Source organism: Nocardia rhizosphaerae (genome assembly GCF_042650365.1).
In the GTDB taxonomy this organism is placed as follows: domain Bacteria; phylum Actinomycetota; class Actinomycetes; order Mycobacteriales; family Mycobacteriaceae; genus Nocardia; species Nocardia rhizosphaerae.
Genome location: NZ_JBHSBA010000014.1, coordinates 234,475 through 251,232 on the forward strand (window position 1 = coordinate 234,475; position 16,758 = coordinate 251,232).

Annotated in this window: 17 protein-coding genes and 1 pseudogene; 7 read left to right on the forward strand and 11 right to left on the reverse strand. The window is 69.8% G+C overall.

Going from position 1 to position 16,758, the window contains the following annotated elements:
* Positions 1 to 13 precede the first annotated feature (13 nt).
* The 3 genes from ACFOW8_RS21360 to ACFOW8_RS21370 are packed head-to-tail and all read left to right on the forward strand — an operon-like array spanning position 14 to position 3,431.
* Positions 14 to 1,120, forward strand: coding sequence for a patatin-like phospholipase family protein (locus tag ACFOW8_RS21360; protein ID WP_378552899.1), 1,107 nt, complete (start codon positions 14 to 16; stop codon positions 1,118 to 1,120).
* Positions 1,117 to 2,598, forward strand: a complete 1,482-nt coding sequence (locus tag ACFOW8_RS21365; RefSeq protein ID WP_378552902.1) for a flavin-containing monooxygenase — start codon at positions 1,117 to 1,119, stop codon at positions 2,596 to 2,598. The genes ACFOW8_RS21360 and ACFOW8_RS21365 overlap by 4 nt, the downstream gene beginning before the upstream one ends.
* Positions 2,595 to 3,431 (forward strand): SDR family oxidoreductase, encoded by an 837-nt coding sequence (locus ACFOW8_RS21370; protein ID WP_378552903.1) that lies wholly within the window; start codon positions 2,595 to 2,597, stop codon positions 3,429 to 3,431. The genes ACFOW8_RS21365 and ACFOW8_RS21370 overlap by 4 nt, the downstream gene beginning before the upstream one ends.
* Positions 3,432 to 3,533: 102 nt before the next feature.
* Here ACFOW8_RS21370 and ACFOW8_RS21375 read toward each other — a convergent pair whose 3' ends face one another.
* The 3 genes from ACFOW8_RS21375 to pepN form a co-directional block, all read right to left on the reverse strand.
* Positions 3,534 to 4,124 (reverse strand): ClpP family protease, encoded by a 591-nt coding sequence (locus ACFOW8_RS21375; protein WP_378552905.1) that lies wholly within the window; start codon positions 4,122 to 4,124, stop codon positions 3,534 to 3,536.
* A 126-nt stretch (positions 4,125 to 4,250) separates the two neighbouring features.
* Positions 4,251 to 4,856, reverse strand: coding sequence for a ClpP family protease (locus ACFOW8_RS21380; protein ID WP_378552907.1), 606 nt, complete (start codon positions 4,854 to 4,856; stop codon positions 4,251 to 4,253).
* A 208-nt stretch (positions 4,857 to 5,064) separates the two neighbouring features.
* Complete coding sequence (gene pepN, locus ACFOW8_RS21385; RefSeq protein ID WP_378552908.1) at positions 5,065 to 7,656, reverse strand: aminopeptidase N; 2,592 nt, start codon at positions 7,654 to 7,656, stop codon at positions 5,065 to 5,067.
* Between the two features lie 212 nt (positions 7,657 to 7,868).
* Here pepN and ACFOW8_RS21390 point away from each other — a divergent pair.
* A pseudogene (locus ACFOW8_RS21390) lies at positions 7,869 to 8,720 on the forward strand (phosphoribosylaminoimidazolesuccinocarboxamide synthase); the annotation flags it as partial.
* A gap of 30 nt (positions 8,721 to 8,750) precedes the next feature.
* Here the strand turns inward: ACFOW8_RS21390 and ACFOW8_RS21395 are convergent.
* On the reverse strand, positions 8,751 to 9,107 hold the full coding sequence (locus ACFOW8_RS21395; RefSeq protein ID WP_378552909.1) for a winged helix-turn-helix transcriptional regulator: 357 nt from the start codon (positions 9,105 to 9,107) through the stop codon (positions 8,751 to 8,753).
* A gap of 115 nt (positions 9,108 to 9,222) precedes the next feature.
* On the opposite strand from ACFOW8_RS21395, the gene ACFOW8_RS21400 reads away from it, so the two are divergent.
* Positions 9,223 to 10,041: an NAD(P)-dependent oxidoreductase gene (locus tag ACFOW8_RS21400; protein ID WP_378552911.1), complete on the forward strand. Its 819-nt coding sequence runs from the start codon at positions 9,223 to 9,225 to the stop codon at positions 10,039 to 10,041.
* An 80-nt stretch (positions 10,042 to 10,121) separates the two neighbouring features.
* Here ACFOW8_RS21400 and ACFOW8_RS21405 read toward each other — a convergent pair whose 3' ends face one another.
* Positions 10,122 to 10,805 carry an NAD(P)H oxidoreductase gene (locus tag ACFOW8_RS21405; protein ID WP_378552913.1) on the reverse strand — a complete coding sequence of 228 codons (684 nt, stop codon included), beginning with the start codon at positions 10,803 to 10,805 and terminating at the stop codon, positions 10,122 to 10,124.
* Positions 10,806 to 10,929: 124 nt separating this feature from the next.
* Between ACFOW8_RS21405 and ACFOW8_RS21410 the strand changes: the two genes are divergently transcribed.
* A complete protein-coding gene (locus ACFOW8_RS21410) occupies positions 10,930 to 11,877 on the forward strand; it encodes an AraC family transcriptional regulator (RefSeq protein ID WP_378552915.1) in 948 nt (315 codons plus the stop codon).
* On the opposite strand, the gene ACFOW8_RS21415 is transcribed toward ACFOW8_RS21410, so the two are convergent.
* The 3 genes from ACFOW8_RS21415 to ACFOW8_RS21425 are packed head-to-tail and all read right to left on the reverse strand — an operon-like array spanning position 11,874 to position 13,266.
* Positions 11,874 to 12,302, reverse strand: a complete 429-nt coding sequence (locus ACFOW8_RS21415; protein WP_378552918.1) for a nitroreductase family deazaflavin-dependent oxidoreductase — start codon at positions 12,300 to 12,302, stop codon at positions 11,874 to 11,876. The genes ACFOW8_RS21410 and ACFOW8_RS21415 overlap by 4 nt on opposite strands.
* Positions 12,303 to 12,350: 48 nt before the next feature.
* Positions 12,351 to 12,830 (reverse strand): NUDIX domain-containing protein, encoded by a 480-nt coding sequence (locus tag ACFOW8_RS21420; RefSeq protein ID WP_378552919.1) that lies wholly within the window; start codon positions 12,828 to 12,830, stop codon positions 12,351 to 12,353.
* A gap of 25 nt (positions 12,831 to 12,855) precedes the next feature.
* Entirely contained in the window at positions 12,856 to 13,266 is a 411-nt protein-coding gene (locus tag ACFOW8_RS21425) for a MarR family winged helix-turn-helix transcriptional regulator (RefSeq protein WP_378552921.1), read from the reverse strand.
* A 62-nt stretch (positions 13,267 to 13,328) separates the two neighbouring features.
* Between ACFOW8_RS21425 and ACFOW8_RS21430 the strand changes: the two genes are divergently transcribed.
* The gene (locus ACFOW8_RS21430; RefSeq protein WP_378552922.1) at positions 13,329 to 13,748 is read left to right on the forward strand and encodes a MarR family winged helix-turn-helix transcriptional regulator; all 420 of its coding nucleotides are present in this window, start codon (positions 13,329 to 13,331) and stop codon (positions 13,746 to 13,748) included.
* Between the two features lie 23 nt (positions 13,749 to 13,771).
* Here the strand turns inward: ACFOW8_RS21430 and ACFOW8_RS21435 are convergent, their stop codons facing one another.
* The 3 genes from ACFOW8_RS21435 to ACFOW8_RS21445 all read right to left on the reverse strand — a co-directional run bounded on the left by ACFOW8_RS21435 (position 13,772) and on the right by ACFOW8_RS21445 (position 16,699).
* Positions 13,772 to 14,992 carry an RNA polymerase sigma factor gene (locus tag ACFOW8_RS21435; protein ID WP_378552924.1) on the reverse strand — a complete coding sequence of 407 codons (1,221 nt, stop codon included), beginning with the start codon at positions 14,990 to 14,992 and terminating at the stop codon, positions 13,772 to 13,774.
* Positions 14,989 to 15,384, reverse strand: a complete 396-nt coding sequence (locus ACFOW8_RS21440; protein WP_378552926.1) for a YciI family protein — start codon at positions 15,382 to 15,384, stop codon at positions 14,989 to 14,991. Before ACFOW8_RS21440 ends, ACFOW8_RS21435 begins: the two co-directional genes overlap by 4 nt.
* Positions 15,385 to 15,478: 94 nt before the next feature.
* The gene (locus ACFOW8_RS21445) at positions 15,479 to 16,699 is read right to left on the reverse strand and encodes an NAD(P)/FAD-dependent oxidoreductase (RefSeq protein WP_378552929.1); all 1,221 of its coding nucleotides are present in this window, start codon (positions 16,697 to 16,699) and stop codon (positions 15,479 to 15,481) included.
* Between the last annotated feature and the right edge of the window lie 59 nt (positions 16,700 to 16,758).

The window sequence follows — 16,758 nt, forward strand, 5'->3', positions numbered from 1 at the left end:
TAGTATCCGAAACATGACTACACGACGTGGCCTCGCCATCGGATGCGGCGGCATCCTCGGCTTCGCCTGGACGGCGGTGGCCCTCGCCGCCGTCGAACGCGCGCTCGACTGGGACGCCAGGACCGCAGAGGTCCTGATCGGTACGTCCGCGGGGGCCGAGATCGCTGCCGCGCTCGGCTCCGGCCGCACGCCCGCCGACCTGCTGGCCGCCCTCGACGGTGCCCCGGCCACCGATCCGGTGCTCACCCGGCACGTCGCGGTCGACCCTGGCCGGGTTCCACCGCTGCCCGCGCCCGCGCTGCCCGGACTCGGCTTGATCGGTGCGGGCCTGCGTACCGGATCGCCCTACACCGCCCTCGCCGGTCTACTTCCCCGCGGCCGCGGCGACGCACGCTGGTTGCGCGATTTCGGCAGCGCGCTCACCGAACCAGGTGCCTTCGGCGGCAGGCCGGAGAGGGGCAACGCACCAGCTGCCAACGCGCGAGGTGCGAAGCTCAGCGCGAGCCCCGATGCCGCAGCCGACGCCGGCACCGGTAGCCCTGCCGACGGGCGGGGGCGCACCGGAGCGGTACCTGGTCAGGCCGCTCGAGCGTGGGTGGATCACCCCGCGACGTGGCTGGTCGCCGCTGACGCCGCGACGGGGGATCGGGTCGCCTTCGGCAGTCCCGGCGCACCCCCGGCTGACCTCGGTGCGGCGATTGCCGCGTCCTGGGCGATCCCCGGCTGGTTCCCTCCGGTGCGGATCGCGGGGCGCGACTATGTCGACGGTGGCGCGGTCTCGTCGGTCTCGGCGGATCTGTTGCTGCCGCTCGAACTCGACGAGGTGGTCGTCGTCGCGCCGATGACATCCGCCGGTGGTGCTCCGGCGCGGGGACTGGACCGGGCCGAGCGGTTGCTGCGTCGGCAGATGACCCGTGGTCTCGACCGTGAAGTCGCGGCTCTGCGTGCCGCCGGAACCCGGGTGATCCGGGTTGAACCGAGCCTGGTCGATCTCGCCGTCATGGGCCCCAACTTCATGGAATTCAGCAGGCGCGCGGCGACACTCGAGATCGCCCGCCGCACCACCTCCACCCGGGTCGCCGCGGCGATCCGCGCCGCACACGAAGGAGCGACCGTATGACCAGCCACCACGAGGTGATCGTGATCGGGGCGGGCATCTCCGGCATCTGCGCCGCCATCAAGCTCGCCGAGGCGGGCGTCGAGGACGTGCTCATCGTCGAGAAGGCCGACGCCTTCGGCGGCACCTGGCGCGCCAACACCTACCCCGGTTGCGCCTGCGATGTGCCGTCGGGGCTGTACTCGTTCTCGTTCGCGCCCAACAGCGAGTGGTCACGGCTGTTCGCGACCCAGCCCGAGATTCTCGCCTACGTCGACCGGGTGGCCCGCGAGCACGGGCTGGCCGAGCGCACCCGGTTCGGCGTCGAGGTCACCGGCGCGCACTGGGACGACGCCGCGCGGCAGTGGCGCCTCGCCACCGGAGACGGTGAGCTGACCGCGCGCTTCGTGGTCTCGGCCGCGGGGCCGTGGAACGAGCCGCGCGTCCCCGAGATCCCCGGCCTGGCCGAATTCCCCGGCGAGGTCTTCCATTCCGCGCGCTGGAACCATGAGTACGACCTGCGCGGCAAGCGGGTCGCGGTGGTGGGCACCGGTGCCTCGGCCGTGCAGTTCGTGCCCGCGATCCAGCCCGAGGTGGCCGAGCTGCACCTGTTCCAGCGCACCGCGCAGTGGGTGCTGCCGAAACTGGATCACCCGGTGCCCGCGATCGAGAAGCGGCTGATGCGCCGGGTACCGTTCGCGCACAGGGCGCTGCGCTCGGTGGAGTACGCGCTGATGGAGGCGCTCGGTGTCGCCTTCCGGCATCCGCGGCCGCTGATGCAGACGGTGCAGTCGGTCGGCTCCGCGTATCTGCGCGCGGTGGTGCGCGATCCGGTGCTGCGCGCCAAGCTCACCCCTGACTACCTGCTCGGTTGTAAGCGAATCCTGTTCTCCAACAGCTACCTCCAGTCGCTCACCGAAGGCAATGTCGATGTGCACGCCACTGCGGTGGCCGAATTCCGCGGCAGTACCGTGCACGGCGCCGACGGCACCACCGCCGAGGTCGACGCGGTGATCCTCGGCACCGGCTTCCACATCCTCGACACTCCGCTGGCCGATATCGTGCGCGGTGCCGACGGACGCTCGATGGCCGAGCACTGGCAGGGCTCGCCCGAGGCCTATCTCGGCACCGTCACCACCGGATTCCCCAACGCGTTCACCGTGCTCGGGCCGAGTCTGGGCACCGGGCACTCCTCGGCCTTCGCCATTCTCGAAGCCCAGGTCGACTTCCTGGTTTCGGCGATCGCGAGCGCGCGGCGGCGGGGTTGGGCGATGCTGGACGTGCGGCCGCAGGTGCAGGCCCGCTACGTCGAGCAGGTGCAGGCCGCGCTGGCCGGCACGGTCTACAACGCGGGCGGCTGCCAGAGCTACTACCTGGATGCCAATGGCCGCAACAGTTTCAGCTGGCCCTGGTCGACCGGCGAGCTGACCCGCAGGGTCAGTGCCTTCGACCCCGACGACTTCACCATTGTCACCGACGACGAGATGGCGGTACCGGCATGAGTTACCCGCGAATCGATCTGAACGGCGCGCTGGTCGCGATCACCGGCGCGGCCCGCGGGATCGGCCTCGCCACGGCGGCGGCGTTCGTGGCCGAGGGCGCCTATGTGGCGCTCGGCGATCTCGACGAGGCCATGGCCGTGCAGGCCGCCGACGGGCTCGGCGACCGGGCCGTGGGGCACGCGCTCGACGTCACCGACAAGGCCTCCTACGCGGCGTTTCTCGGCGCGGCGGCGGCCTGGCGTGGCGCGCCGCTGGACGTGCTGGTGAACAACGCCGGGGTGATGCCCAACGGACCGTTCCTCGACCAGTCCGACCGGATCGACCAGCTCACGATGGACGTCAACGTCTACGGTGTCATCCACGGGATGCGGCTGGCCCTGCCCGGCATGCTGGAGCGCGACCGCGGGCACGTGGTCAATATCGCCTCGCTGGCGGGCAAGTTCCCGATCAAGGGCCTGGCGGTGTACAACGCCAGCAAGTACGCCGTGGTCGGACTTACCGCCGCCACCCGCCTCGAGCTGGACGACACCGGCGTGAGCGTGAGCGCCGTGCTGCCCTCGGCGGTGCGCACCGAACTCAGCTCCGGCATCGACTATGGCATCCTGCCCGCCGTCGACCCCGAGGATATCGCCGCCGCCGTGGTCCGCACGGTCGAGACGAGGGCGGCCGAGACCGCCGTGCCCGGCTATGTCGGGATGGCCGCCAATGCCGCCGGGCTGGTCCCGGAACCGGTGATGCGCCTGCTGCGCAGGGCCGCCAACGATGACGCCGCCATCACCCGCGTCGACCACGCCACCCGCCGCGTCTACCTCGACCGCATCGAAAAGCAGTAGCGCCCGCCCATACCGGGTAGGTCGATTCGCCAGGCGACGGTGGCTTCGCCTCCTGCCCCGGTCGCCGCCACGCGGGCCTGGGGATCGATCGTCCGACAGTGGCTAGTCGCGTTCCTGCAGGACCTGGTCGACGAGGCCGTAGGCGGGAGCGGTCTCGGCGGTGAAGACGCGGTCGCGGTCGGTGTCGCGACGCAGGGTTTCGGGGGTCTGGCCGGTGTGTTCGGCGAGAATGGTCTCGACCGCGGCGCGCATGCGGACGAGTTCGTCGGCCTGCAGGATCAGGTCCGGGATGGTGCCCTGGCCGCGCGTCGCGGGCTGGTGCAACACGATTCGGGTGTGCGGGAGCATCGCGCGGTGGCCGGGTGCGCCCGCCGCGAGGAGGACGGCGCCGACGGCGATGGCCTGCCCGACGCAGGTCGTGTGCACCGGTGCCTTGATGAACCGCATGGTGTCGTAGACCGCGAGCATGGCCGACAGGTCGCCGCCCTCGCAGTTGATGTAGAGGCTGATCGGCGCGCCAGGGCTGTCGGATTCCAGATGCAGCAGTTGCGCGATGAGCGCGTTGGCGACACCGGAGTCGATCGGGGTGCCGAGATAGACGATGCGTTCGCTGAGCAGGTGCGAATAGATGTCGGTGATCCGCTCGCCACCGCGATGCTGGGAGACGACGTTGGGGATGGTGTAACTCGTCATGGTTGCCGCCTTTGGGCGTTCGGGCCGAACTCGTCGGCGGATGGCTGTGCTCGGCCTCGGCGACGGTGCGGGGTGGGCTGTCTCGCGTCGGAGAGGTGACCGAGCGTGCGGTATCGGGTCGTGCCGTCAGGCTGTGATGCCGATGCGGTGCCGATTGGGCACGACCTCGTCGAAGGATTCGACGATGTGGTCGATGAAGCCGTATTCGCGCGCCTGGGTCGCGGTGAACCAGCGGTCGTGCAGCGAGTCCTCGTAGACCCGGTCGTAGGGCTGACCGGTGTCGGTGGCGATCAGGCCGAGCACCGTCTGCACGGTGTAGCGCAGATCGTCGGCCTGTACCTCGACCTCCACCGCGCTACCGCCGATCCCGGCCGAACCCTGGTGCATCAGGATGCGGGCGTGCGGCAGTGCGAACCGGCGCCCCGGCGTGCCCGAGGACAGCAGGAATTGCCCGGCGCTGCACGCCAATCCGAGCGCGAGGGTGGACACCTCGCACGGCACCAGCCGCATCACGTCGCGGATGGCGAGCATCGATGGCACCGAACCGCCGGGGGAGTGGATCCACAGCGAGATCGGCGCCTCCGGGGATTGGGCGGCCAGGGTGAGCAGCTGGGTGATCAGCAGGGTGCCGTTGTCGTCGTCGAGCGCTCCGTCCAGCACCAGAATCCGGCGGCCGAACAGCTGCTCCCGCGCCCGCCAGCTGAACATCGGGGTCTTGTCGTCGTGTGCCATGCGTCCACCGTGCCTCGCCCGCACCGCGATTCGCCCGCGATGCTGCCCTGGGCAGATCCGCTCACAGCAGCAGCGCTGTCGGCCTGCGCGGGCCGGGCAGCTTGCCGGATTGTCGGCGGGTTGCGGTGGCGACGCGGCACGGACCAAGGGGCGGCCGTAGCGGCGATGGCCCCGATCCGCCGGGGATCGGGGCCATCGGGTGTCGTTCCTACTTGGCGTCGAATTCCCTTGCGCGCAGGGAACGTTCGATGCCCGCGCGGCCCTCGGAGACGAGGCGGTACAGGGCGGGCGGATGGTCGCCTGCCAGGAACTCGTCGGCCTTGGCGACGGCCTGTTCGCTGATCGCCCAGTGCGGGTACAGGCCTACGACGACGGTCTGGGCCACCTCGCTGGAGCGGCGCTCCCACACCTCGGGGATGTCGGCGAAGTACTGGTCTACATACGGCGCGAGCAGCTCACCCTGGCCGACCGGCGCGAAGCCGCCGACGATGGCGCGGGCGGTGATGTTGGGCACCGAATCGTCGCCCATCACCGTCTGCCAGGCCTTGGCCTTCACCTCGGCGATCGGGCGGGCGGTCGAGGCCGCGGCCGCCTGCCGCTTGCCCGCCGCGGTCGGATCGTTCGCCAGCTCGGCGTCGATGGTGGGGGTGTCGAGGCCGTCGGCGTCGATCTGCCCGGCCGCGGCCAGCGCGGTGACGACCCGCCAGCGCAGATCGGTGTCGATGCTCAGGCCCGCCAGCCCCGCCGCGGCCGGATCACCGTCGAGCAGCTGCGCGAGCACCCCGGTGTGCCGGGACTCCAGCTTGGCGCCGGTGAGCGCGTTGACGAAGGCCAGCTGATGATCCGAGCCCGCCTCGGCGCCGCGGGCCAGCTCTAGCAGCCGGTCGGCGAAACCGGGCCAGCCCTCCCGCTGCGCCCAGACCGGATCGGCGTAGCTGGAGATGGCGGTGGCGGCCTGCATGAGCAGCCGCTGCACCACCCCGATCTCGGACTCCGCGCCGATCCCGCGCTGCACGAGGGCGACGAAATCGCGGGCCTTGAGCTCGGCCTGCCGGGTCATCTCCCAGGCCGCCGACCAGGCCAGCGTGCGCGGCAGCGAATCGGCGATATCGCCGATTCGCTGCACCGCCACCTCGAGCGAGTCGGGGTCTAGACGCAGCGAGCAGTAGGTGAGGTCGTCGTCGTTGACCAGCACCAGCTTGCCGCGCGGCACCCCGACCAGCTCGGGCACCTCGGTGCGTGAGGCCGCGTCGAGGTCGAGTTCGACACGGTGGGTCCGTACCAGCTTGCCGTCGACATCGTCGTACACACCGACCGCGATCCGGTGCACCCGGACCTCACCGGCGCCGGGCGCGGCACCCTCTTGCACCACACCGAAATTCGCGAAGGTGCCGTCGGGCGCCACCACGAAGTCAGGGCGCAGGATATTGAGCCCGGTGGTCTTGAGCCACTGCGCGCCCCAGTCGGACAGATCCCGGCCCGACGCCTTCTCCAGTGCGGCGAGCAGATCGTCGAAGGTGGCATTGCCGTAGGCGTGTTCGGAGAAGTAGTCGCGCAGCCCGGCCAGGAACGGCTGCAGGCCGACGTAGGCGACGAGTTGCTTGAGCACCGAGGCGCCCTTGGCGTAGGTGATGCCGTCGAAGTTCACCTCCACCGCGTGCAGGTCGGGGATGTCGGCGGCGATCGGATGGGTGGAGGGCAGCTGGTCCTGGCGATATGCCCACGACTTCTCGACATTGGCGAATGTCGTCCAGGCGCTGGTGTATTCGGTGGCCTCGGCTTGGCACAGCACCGAGGCGAAGGTCGCGAACGACTCGTTGAGCCACAGGTCGTCCCACCACTTCATGGTGACCAGGTCGCCGAACCACATGTGCGCCATCTCGTGCAGTACCGTCTCGGCGCGGCGCTCGTAGGACGCGCGGGTCACCTTGGACCGGAACACGTAGTCCTCGAGGAAGGTGACCGCGCCCGCGTTCTCCATCGCGCCCGCATTGAACTCCGGCACGAACAGCTGGTCGTACTTGCCGAAGGCATACGGCACACCGAAGTTGTCGTGGTAGAAGGCGAAACCCTGCTTGGTCTCGGTGAACAGGCGCTGCGCGTCCATGTGTTCGGCGAGCGAGGCCCGGCAGAACAGGCCGAGCGGGATCTCGCCGTGGCTGTCGGTGTAGGTATCGGTCCACTTGGCGTACGGACCGGCGATCATGGCGACCAGGTAGGTGCTCATCTTCGGGGTGGTGGCGAAGGTGTGCCGCACCACCGCGCCGACCTTGTGCTCCTCCACAGTCGCGCCGTTGGACACGACCTGCCAGTCGGCGGGAGCGGTCGCCACCACGTCGAAGGTGGCCTTGAGATCGGGCTGGTCGAAGCAGGCGAACATCCGCTTGGCGTCGGCGGTCTCGAACTGCGAATACAGGTAGACCCGGTCGTCGGTGGGGTCGACGAAGCGGTGCAGGCCCTCGCCGGTGTGCGAGTACTCGCAGTCGGCCTCGACCACGAGCTCGTTGGTCGCCGCCAGGTCGGTCAGCGCGATGCCCTGCGACTCGTTGTAGTCACGCACATCCAGGGGCGTGCCGTTGAGTACCGCCGAGCGCACCCGCGGCGCCACCAGGTCGATGAAGGTGCTCGCGCCCGGGGTGGCGGTGAAGGTGACGGTCGTCTTCGAACCGAAGGTGTCCGAGACCTCCGAACCCGTGCCTCGCGGCTGGTCGGTGAGGTCGAGTTCGATCCGGTAGTTCTGCACGGCCACCGTGGCCGCGCGTTCGACCGCCTGGTCGCGGGTGAGATTCGGGGCGGACATAGATCTCCTTCGTCGTCGACGAACACGGCACGGCTCGCACACGCCGGGTTCGCCCGGCGCGCACATCAGCGTCCACAATGCCACCTGCCGCGTGGGACCGCCCACGAGTTTCCCGCCCCGGAATGTGATCGGACTCGCGTCCCGGTGACCAGGGATGATCCGGTGCGGTTCCGGGCCGGTACAGTTCCTCCGTACGCGAGAGAACCCAGGATCCGAAAGGCTCGACGTTGAAGCATGTGCACGCGGGGAAAGTCCGTGACCTCTACTCCGACGGTGACACCCTGCTGCTCGTCGCCTCCGATCGGGTCTCGGTCTACGACGTGGTGCTGCCGACGCCCATCCCGGAGAAGGGCGCGCTGCTGACGCAGCTGTCGAACTGGTGGTTCGAGTACTTCACCGGTATCCCCAACCATGTCGTGTCGGCGACCGACGTGCCCGCGGAGTTCGCCGGGCGCGGCATCCGGGTCAAGCCGCTGAAGATGGTGCAGGTCGAGTGCATCGCGCGCGGCTACCTCACCGGATCCGGGCTGAAGGAGTACCAGCGGTCGGGCACCGTGTCCGGGATCGCGCTGCCGCCGGGACTGCGCGACGGTGACAAGCTGCCCGAGCCGATCTTCACCCCGTCCACCAAGGCCGCCGAGGGGCACGACGAGGCGATCAGCTTCGCCGACGTGGTGAATCAGGAGGGCCGCGAGGTCGCCGAGCTGCTGCGTGATCGCACGCTGGAGATCTACTCGCGCGGTGCCGAGCACGCGGCGAAGTCCGGCGTGATCGTCGCCGACACCAAGGTCGAATTCGGTTGGGACGGTGACGTTCTCACCCTCGGCGACGAGGTGCTCACCTCAGACTCCTCGCGTTTCTGGCCCGCCGACGAATGGGAGCCGGGCAGGCCGCAGCGCTCCTTCGACAAGCAGTTCGTGCGCGACTGGTCCACCTCGACCGGCTGGAACAAGGAATACCCCGGCCCGCAGATCCCCGCCGAGGTGGTCGAGGCCACCCGGCGCAAGTACGAAGAGGCCTACGAGCGCATCACGGGCAAGACCTGGACGGGAATCCGGGCCTGACGGTTCGCGGCGTCGGCGCCGAGCGCGGTCTCAGTGCACCGGCGCCGCGACGCCTTTCACCGCGCAGATGTGATCCATGTTGTCGTTGCCCCAGGCACCGAGGGTCACCAGCGCCGCGTTCAGTGAGACACCCAGATCGGTGAGGGAGTACTCGACCTTCGGCGGTACCTGTGGGTAGACCTCGCGGTGCACGATGCCGTCGTGCTCCAGCTCGCGCAGCTGCTGGATCAGCATCTTCTCGGTGACGCCGGGAACCAGGCGTTTCAGGTCACCGAACCGCTGCGTCCCGGTGGACAGCGCCCACAGGATCAGCGCCTTCCATTTGCCGCCGACGACGTCGAGCGCGGCGTCGATACCGCACGAGTAGGGCCGTTCCCGCTGCTTCATACTTACCTTTTGGTTGGTATTGCACTTGATTGTCGGTACTTGTGCCGCATAACTCTACCGATGAATCTAGGAGTGCGTCACGTCCGGCGACGCGAACTTCTGAGCAAGGGGAGATATGACCAACTCGGGTACGACGCAGCGGGTTTCGGTGATCGGCCTCGGCGCGATGGGCGCCGCGCTGGCACAGGCGCTGCTTCGCGGTGGGCATCGGGTGACGGTGTGGAACCGCACCCCCGCCAAGGCCGAGGCGCTGGTGGGCGATGGTGCAGTGCTCGCGGCGACGGCCGCGGATGCGATGGCGGCGAGTGATCTGGTGATCCTGTGCGTGCTCGACGATGCCGCGGTGCGCGAGCACCTCGAACCGGCGGCCGAGCGGCTGCGCGGTCGCACCGTGGTGAACCTGACCACCACCACGCCGGAGCAGGCCCGCTCGCTGGGTGCGTGGGCGGGTGGGAACGGGATCGACCTGATCGACGGTGGGATCATGGCCGTGCCCGCGATGATCGGTGGTCCGCGGGCGTTCGTGCTCTACAGCGGCGCGACGGCGGCGTTCGAGCGGTACCGGGAGGTGCTCGGCCTGTTCGGCCGGGCCGAATGGGCCGGCGCGGATTTCGGCGCCGCCGCGATGTACGACCTGGCGATCCTGGGTGGCATGTACTCGATGTTCGCAGGCTTCCAGCAGGGCGGCCGGATGGTGCGCACCACCGGCGGCACCGCCACGCATCTGGCCACCCTGATGGCGCCGTTCCTGCAGGCGATGGCCGGGTTGTTCGGGCAGTACGCGCTGGGAATCGATGACCCGGCGAGCTATGTCCCGGAGCAGAGCGCCGATTTCACCGTAGGCGCGCTGCGTACCATCGCCACCGCTGCCGACGAGTCAGGCACGGCCAGTGAGCTTTTCGAGGTGCTGCTGAAGACCGTGCCGGGGATCTGAGCCGGATGTGATGGCTCGGCTGTCGTTCCTCCCCGGACCCCGAGTGCCGGATACGCGCTCGGGGTCCGGCGGCGCGTCGGTCAGGCCCTGACCAGCTGGGCGGCGAGGAAATCGTCGACATATCCCTCGGCGGTCGCCTCGAACGCGGCGTAGTGCGCGTCGCGCGCGTTGCCGCTGATCGCGGCGCCGACCTGGAAGTTGCCCTCGGCATCCAGGGTCTGCGGCTGCTCCTCGGCGTCGGGGAGTACGTGGACCCGAGAATCGGCGAAGCCGGAGTAGTAGGCCAGGCCCTCGCTGAGCTGGGTGGCCAGCACCTGCTCCATGCCGGGGACGATCGCGTCGTCGGCGGTCGCCCCGGCCAGGCCGAGCCACAGCATCCGTTTGCCCGCCAGGCGCGGCTTGCTGCGACCGTAGGCGAAACCGTAGTTCCATACCCGGTCGATCCAGCCCTTCATGATGGCGGGCACGCTCATCCAATAGATCGGGAACACCGCGACGACCACCTCCGCGGCCAGGAGACGACCCATGTGCGCCTCGACCTCGGCGGAGTACCGCTTGTCGCGATCGCCCCAATCGGGTTGGTCGGCCACGGTCATCCGGGGGTCGAAGTTCTCGGCGTGCAGGTCGAGCAGGTCGACGGTGTATCCGGCGGCGGTGAGCCTGCCGACCGCCCGGCGGGCGATGTGGGCGGACAGCGAATCGGCCCGGTGGTGGGCGAGCACGACAAGCGCTGTGCGGGTAGAGGATTCGGCCGGCTGCGTCACGATGGACTCCCTGTTCGATGATGGCGGCGGGCTGTTCGTCCCGCGTGCTCAGTCAACCGCAGAAAGTGTGGACGATCTATGGATGATCGTCTCCTTTTGATAGGAGATCGTCTATCGTGGGGGAGTGGATCTGTTGAGTTCGCTGCTGAGCGGCATTCGTGCCGATGGTTCCGTCGTCGCCCATGCGGTGCTGTCGGCACCGTGGACGATTCATTTCGCCGACCGTGCGCCGCTGATCATGGTGAGCGTGGTCCGCGGCGGCGGCACGCTGGTGCTCGCCGACGGCTCACGCACCCGGCTCGGCGTCGGCGACACGGCGCTGGTCCAGGCGAAGGAGCCGTTCCAATTGTCCGATGCCGCATCGGCATCCGAGCGGCCACCGATCGAGTACGAACTGTCGTGCTTCGCGCCGGACACCATCGTCGATACCGAACTTCGCTGCACCACACCGGAATATGTCGCCTGCGGCACCGAAGGGGACGCGGCGGAGGAGACCTCGCTGATCGTCGGGGTGTATCGCGCCTCGGGGCACCGGCACGAACGCCTGTTGCGGGCGCTGCCCGCCGTGATGGTGGTCGGCAGCGACAGTGACGTGTGCGAGTGGCTGGCGAAGATCGCCGCCGACGCGGTGCGGTTCAGCGCGGGCTCACAGGCGCTGATGGACCGGCTCATCGACTGGTCGCTGGTGTGCACACTGCGCGACTGGCTCGCCAGGGAACAGCACTGCGCGCCCGCCTGGTACCGGGGCATGATCGACCCGGTGGTCGGTCCGGCGCTGGAAGCCATCCACGCCAAGCCGTTCGAGCGCTGGACGGTGGCGAGCCTGGCCGCCGAGGCCGCCGTCTCGCGCGCGTTGTTCGCCAAGCGTTTCACCGAGGTGATGGGTCAGCCGCCGCTGGCGTACCTCACCGAATGGCGGATGGCCGAGGCCGAGGAACTGCTCGCCGACCCCGCGCGCAGCGTCGCGCAGGTGGCAACCACCGTCGGCTACTCCGACGCGTTCGGGTTCAGTGCCGCGTTCAAACGCTCGCGCGGCGCCAGCCCGACCGAGTTCCGCGCCGCGCTCGTCTAGCGGGGCGTCAGCAGGACCAGCGGGATCTCGCGGGTGGTCTTGGTCTGGTAGTCGCCGTAACCCTTGTACGAGGCGACCACGCGCGGCCACAGCGACGCCCGCTCCTCGGCGGTCGCGACGTGCGCGCGCATGGGCTTGCGGGCACCCTGCGCCAGCGCCACCTCGACCTCGGGATTGTCGCGCAGGTTGAGGAACCAGGCCGGATGGGTGGGGTCGCCGCCGCGGGAGGCCACGACCACGATGGTGTCGCCATCGATGACCGGCGCGGTCAGCATGACCTTGCGCGGGGTGCCGGATTTGCGGCCGACGGTGGTGAGCTCGAGGGACGGCATCCCGAAGATCTGGTTGCCGATCCGGCCGCCGGTGACGGTCAGCAGCGCACGGTGGACGCCGTTCATGATCTTCAGCTGGAGGTCGCTGGGCATGCTGAGCAATCTACCGCCGTGCGGCGTCGGCCGCTCGGGTCGTCGGTGTCAGTCGAGGTATTCGGCCAGGCGGCCCAGGAACGGGCGCTGGCCCTTGCCGAGCTTGTCCGCCGCGGTGTCCAGGTCGAACCAGGCGGCACGATCGATTTCCGGGAACACCCCGATCCGGCCCGACCGCGGCGGCCACTCCAGCTCGAAGGTGCCAGGCACGATCTCGGCCGGATCGAGGTCGCCCTCCACGCCCCACACGGTGACGGTCTTGCGTTTGCCGCCGCTGCCGTACCGCACATCGCCGAGATCGACCCACGGCCCGTCGGGCACCGGCAGGCCGAGTTCCTCGGTGAACTCGCGCCGGGCCGCCGCACGCGGGTGTTCCTCGCCGAGCAGGTACTGGCCCTTGGGAATCGACCAGGCCGAGGCGTCCTTCCGCACCCACAGCGGCCCGCCCATGTGGCCGAGCAGCACTTCGGTGGTCGCCGCTGCGCCGCGCCGGTAGACCAGGACTCCCGCGCTGAACACTTCCGTCACGCGGGTGAGTCTGCCAGCAATCCGGTCAGTCCAGCGCGTCGACGAAGCGGGCGAGCAGAAGGGCGAAGGCGGTGCGGTCGGTATCCGGCCAGCCGGTCATCGCCCGGTCGAAGGCGGCGCGCCTGCGGTCGTGCGCCTGCTCGAGTACCGCGCGACCCCGTTCGGTGAGTACCAGCAGTGAGCGCCTGCCGTCGGCCTGGTCGGCTTCCCGGCGCAGCAGGCCGTCGGTGACCGCGGCGGCGACGAGCTTGCTCGCCCGTGGCTGGTCGACGGCGAGCGCGCCGGCCACGGTCGACACGGTGGGGTCGGTCGCGTCCTCGACGACATCCAGCACGTCGAACGCCTGGCCGCGCGGCTCGTCCGCGGCCAGCGCGCGGCGCGTCTGGCGCCGTCGGATGGCGATCATCGCCCGTTCGATCCGCTCGACCTCGTCCACCGACACATGGTACCGTCGGGAATATGCATGTCATTGGACATGTAGTTGCGGGAAGGAATGTCATGGCGGAGCGCAGATTGATCGGCTATCAGGTCAAGCGCCTCGACCAGCTCATCGAGGCTGCCTTCGGCCAGGCGATCGACACGGCGGGCATGACCCGCACGCAGTGGCAGGCGCTGAACACCATCGTGTGCGCCCCTGTCGCCGAGACGGACCTCGACGACGCCCTCCGTCCGTTCTGGGATGGTGGCACGGAATCGGTCGCCGACGTGCTGGCCGCCCTGGTCGGCCACGACTGGATCACTCCGGCCGGTGGCCGATACACCGTGACGCCCAGCGGTCGGGCGGCACACGAGGCTGCGGCGCACTCGGTCGCCCGCATTCGCGCCCAGCTGGCCGCAGGGCTCACCGATGCCGAATTCGCCACCTGCACAGCGGTTCTCGCACGCATGATCGCGAATCTGGAAGGCGCCGGGTCATAGTGCCGACGCTGCTCGGCATCCCCCTAGCCGGCCTCGCGGAGCCTGGCCGCACGCAACAGCAGATAGTCACGCTCGGGTGTGCTCGCCGTCCGGTCCGCGGCGAGCTGGTACTCGGCGACGGCCGCCGCTCGATCACCCGCCATCTCGTGCAGGTGGCCACGAACGGCGGCGAGCCGGTGCGACCGGGCCAGCGGTCCGGCGACCGTGTCCGCCACGGCCAGCCCGGCCGCCGGGCCGTGCACCATGGCGGTCGCCACCGCTCGGTTGAGGGTGACCATCGGATTCGGGGCCAGCTGTTCGAGCATGGTGTACAGGACCAGGACGCGCGGCCAGTCGGTGTCCTCGACCCGCGATGCCTGCGCGTGCAGCCCGGCGATCGCGCCCTGGATCTGATAGGGCCCGGTGAGGCCGCCCGCCAAGGTGCCGGTGAGCAGGCGCAGGCCCTCGGTGATCTGGGCGCGGTCCCAGCGCGAGCGGTCCTGTTCGTGCAGCGGGATCAGTTCGCCGTGCCGGCCGGTCCGCGCGGCGCGGCGGGCATCGGTCAGCAGCATCACCGTGAGCAGGCCGACGACCTCGGTGTCGTCCGGCAGTAGGGCGTACAGCGCTCGGGTGAGGCGAATCGCCTCCGCCGACAGATCGGCCCTGCGCAACCCGGTGCCCGCCGTGCTGGTGTGGCCTTCGGTGAAGATCACATACAGCGCCCGCAGTACCGCGCCGAGCCGGGCGGTGTCGGTCGCGCCGTCGGCGAACGGCCGGTCCACCTCGGCCAGACGCTTCTTCGCCCGCGAGATCCGCTGTGCCATGGTGGCTTCCGGAACCAGGAAGGCGGCAGCGATCTCGGCGGTGCTCAGGCCACCGACCGCGCGCAAGGTGAGTGCGATCGCGCCCGCGGGCGGCAGGTCGGGGTGACAGCACAGAAAGTACAGGTCGAGCGTATCGTCGCGGCCGCTCGCCGCCACCTCGACCTCGACCTCGCGCACGAAAACCGTGGTCTCCCTGCGCCGCCGGGCCACCTCCGCGCGGACCGCGTCGGCCATCCGGCGCTGGGCCACCTGGATCAGCCAGCCGCGTGGATTGTCCGGCAACCCCTCGGCGGCCCACTGGGTCGCGGCCGCGAGCAGGGCGTCCTGCACCGCGTCCTCGGCCAGGTCGAAGTCACCGAAGCGGCGGACGAGCACGCCGAGGACCTGCGGCGCGAGCGCGCGCAGCAGGTCCTCCTGGCGCGGGGTCAGGGTGTCGGTCACTCGGCGGGCGCGCTCATGATCGGGCGCACCTCGATGTACTCGCCGATCGGCACGCCACCGGGGCCGGGCGCGGCCGAGGCCTGCGCGGCGATCTCGACCGCGCGCTCGGTGGAATCGACATCGATGATCCAGTACCCGGCCAGGAACTCCTTGGTCTCGGGGAACGGTCCGTCGGTCACCACCGGCGCCGACCGGCCGTCCGAGCTGACGATCAGCGCCTGCTCCGGCCCGGCCAGTCCCTGACCGTCGACGAGTTCGCCCGCGGCGGCGAGTTGCTCGCCAAGGGCCCGCTGGAAATCGATGTGGGCGGCGATGTCCTCCGGCGCCCACTCCTGGATCGGGAGATCGCAGTTGGCGGTCGCGCCGTAGGTCTTGACCAGCATGTACTTCATGAGAGCCTCCTCGTGTCGGTGCGCCATCGTGGCGCGCTCACCGACAGGTCGTTGCCGCGTCGCCCACCTCGACACACCGGATATGTGATCTGGATCACAATGGGGTGTCCGGGTCGGCCAGACGCTGCGGGTCGACCGGTTCCCCGGACAGAATCAGCGCCTTGATCCGCTCGGTCACGTCCCAGACATTGACGTTCATCCCCGCGACGACTCGATCGCGCTGGTCGAGCCAGAAGGCGACGAACTCGCGTTCGGCCTGATCGCCGCGCACCACCACCCGCACGTCGTCGTCGCGACCGACATAGCCGGTGTACTCCATGCCGACGTCGTACTGGTCGCTGAAGAAATAGGGGAGACGATCGTAGGAGGCAGGCTTGCCGAGCATGGTCCGCGCGGCGACGGCAGGCTGGTTCAGCGCCGTCGCCCAGTGCTCGACCCGCACCGGACGGTTCAGCACCGGATGCTCCTGCTCGGCGATGTCACCGACCGCGACCACATCCGGATCGCTGGTGCGCAGCGCCGCGTCGACCAGCACACCGCCGTTCACGGCGAGGCCGGCGGCCAGCGCACTCTCGACATTGGGTTGCGCGCCCACCGCGACCAGCACCGCCTGCGCCGGGATCTCGGTGCCGTCGGCAAGGCGCACCCCGGTGGCGATGCCGTCCTCGGTGCGGATCTCGGCGACCTGGGTGCCGGTGCGCAGGTCGACACCGTGCGCGCGGTGCAGGTCGGCGTAGAAGCGGCCCATCTCGGGGCCGAGCGCGCCGAGCAGCGGCAGCTGGGCGGCCTCCAGCACGGTGACGTCGACATCGCGGGCCCGCGCCTGCGCGGCGACCTCTAGCCCGATCCAGCCCGCGCCGATGATCACCAGCTTCCGGTTCTCCCGCAGTACCTCGGCGAGCACATCGGAATCGCCGATCGTGCGCAGGGTGTACACATTGGGCGCGGCGGCACCGGGGATGGGCAGATTGCGTGGCCGCGATCCGGTGGCGAGCGCGAGCTTGTCGTAGCTCAGCGTCGAGCCGTCGGGCAGCGTCACGGTGTGCGCGCGCGGATCGAAGGCCGTGGCCATGGTGCCGAGCCGCAGGTCGATATGGTGATCGCGGTACCAGGAGCCCTGGTCGACGGTGAAATCGGGCAGCTGCTGGGTGCCCGCCAGATGCTGTTTGGACAGTGGTGGCCGCTCGTAGGGCAGCTCCTCCTCGGCGGCGAGCACCGTCACCCGGCCGTCGAAGTCGTTGGCGCGCAATGCCTCGGCCAGCTTGGCTGCACCGAGCCCGCCGCCCATCACGACGAAATGCTGATTCGAGCTCATGAACGGACTCCTTCTCGCTGACGACCCGGACTCCTCGCCGTCGAGCCTAATGCGCGCCG